This is a genomic window from Methylobacterium sp. WL103, assembly GCF_008039885.1.
GTDB lineage: Bacteria > Pseudomonadota > Alphaproteobacteria > Rhizobiales > Beijerinckiaceae > Methylobacterium > Methylobacterium cerastii.
Window position 1 is genome coordinate 1 of the sequence record NZ_VRUX01000684.1, and the last position, 2,087, is coordinate 2,087.

Consider the following 2,087-nt stretch of genomic DNA (forward strand, 5'->3'; position numbering starts at 1 on the left):
GCCACCTGCCGCAGGGCGGCGTCGCCCGAGCGGGCGGCCCAGATCGGCATCACCGACTGGACCAGGGAGAGCGCCAGCGCCAGCGCCAACGCGAAATGTCCGACCTCGACGATCAAGCGGCGGTTCCTCGAGTCAATGACATCGGCTCAGCGCTCGCTGCGCGGGCCGAGGGTCGCGGGTGCGGCGTCGGCGGCCTTCGGCGGGTCCGTCTTCACGGAGCCCTTTCCGCCCTTGCCGCCCTCCTGCCAGCGCCCCTGCGCCTTGAGCGCGTCGGCGACCTCGCGTGGCATGTAGGATTCGTCGTGCTTGGCGAGCACGGTGTCGGCGCGGAAGATGCCGCCCGGCTCCAGCGTTCCCTCGGCGACGACGCCCTGCCCCTCGCGGAACAGGTCGGGCAGAAGGCCGGTATACTGGACTTGGACGGTCGCGTTCGTGTCGGTCACCGCGAAGTCGATCTTCTGGTTCGCCCCGCGCTGGAGCGAGCCGTCCTTGACCAGGCCGCCGAGGCGGAAGCGCGTCCCGGGGCCGACGCCCTGGTTCGCCACCTCGGTCGGCGAGCGGAAGAACACGATCGACCCGCTCATCGCCGACAGGATGAGCCCGACGGCGAGCGCCAGGACGGCGCCGCAGGCGGCGATCAGGATCAGGCGGCGGCTCTTGCGCGTCACGAGTTCAGTCCGTCCCCGGCGGGTGGTCCGGCCCCGGTACGACCCACGAAGGTCGGTCCGGCGCCGTGCCGTCCTCATTCTTATCCTCTCGGATGTCGGCTCCGACGGGCCGCGGGTCAAGTCGCCCGTGCCGGGACAGATCGTCAGGGGCGCAGCGGAAGGCCGAGTTCCTTCGCCAGGGTGTCGAGCCGCTCGGCGGCGCCCGGGTCCGCGGCGAGCGCCATCCGCGCGCGGCTCAGGACCTTGCCGGCCTGCTCCGGATCGCCGAGCGCGCTGTAGGAGCGCACGAGCCGCAGCCATTCGTCGACGCTGCCGCCCTTGGCCGCGAGCCGGCGGTCGAGGCCGGCCACCATGCCGCGGATCGCGGCGTCGCGCTCGAACAGGTAGAGCAGCACCCGCAGGGCCTGGCCGCGCTCCGTCCGCAGGGCCGGGTCGCGCTCGACGATCAGCCGCGCGTCGTCGCGGGCGACCTCCAGCAGGGCGCCGTCGCTCTCCAGGCGGGCCAGCCGAAAGGCCGCGACGCCGGATTGGCGGGTACCCAGCACCTCCCCCTCGCCGCGGAGCCGCAAGTCGGCCTCGGCGATGCGAAACCCGTCCTCGCTCTCGCGCATCATCTCGAGGCGGGCCTTCGACACCTGGCCGAGCGGCCCGCGATAGAGCAGCAGGCAGGACGAGGCCTTCGAGCCTCGCCCGACCCGGCCGCGCAGCTGGTGCAGCTGGGCCAGCCCGAAGCGCTCGGCATGCTCGATCACCATGATCGTCGCCTCCGGCACGTCGACGCCGACCTCGACCACGGTGGTGGAGACCAGCACCTTGGTCTCGCCCGCGGCGAAGCGGGCCATCGCCGCATCCTTGTCGGCGCCGGGCATCTTGCCGTGGATCAGCCCGACCTCGGCGCCGAAATGCTGCTTCAGGTCCTCGAAGCGCTCCTCGGCCGCCGCGAGGTCGACGAACTCGGATTCGGCCACCAGCGGGCAGATCCAGTAGACGCGCTCGCCGCCCTGGAGCGCGCGATGAAGCCCGGCCACGACCTCGTCGATGCGCTCGGTCGGGATGGTGAGCGTGCGGATCGGCTGGCGGCCGGCCGGCTTCTCGTCGAGGATCGAGACGTCCATGTCGCCGAAGCAGGTCAGGGCCAGCGTCCGCGGGATCGGGGTCGCGGTCATGACGAGGATGTCCACCGCCGCGCCCTTGGCCCCGAGCGCGAGGCGCTGGTGGACGCCGAACCGGTGCTGCTCGTCCACCACCGCCAGCCCGAGATCGGAGAACACCACGCTGTCCTGGAACAGCGCGTGGGTGCCGACCAGGATGTCGATCTCGCCGGCGGCGAGCACCGGGTCGGCGTCCACCAGCCCCACGCGCTCGGGGCCAAGGGCGCGGCGGTCGAAATCCTCGTCAGGCCCGCGACCCCGAACCCGC

General features: G+C 72.5%; 1 protein-coding gene and 1 pseudogene. Both read right to left on the reverse strand.

Going from position 1 to position 2,087, the window contains the following annotated elements; all coding sequences use genetic code 11:
• Positions 1–146: 146 nt before the first annotated feature.
• Positions 147–668: a cytochrome c maturation protein CcmE gene (gene ccmE, locus FV222_RS24185; protein ID WP_147754465.1), complete on the reverse strand. Its 522-nt coding sequence runs from the start codon at positions 666–668 to the stop codon at positions 147–149.
• Between the two features lie 341 nt (positions 669–1,009).
• Positions 1,010–1,999: pseudogene (locus tag FV222_RS24190) on the reverse strand (helicase-related protein); the annotation flags it as partial.
• Positions 2,000–2,087 lie beyond the last annotated feature (88 nt).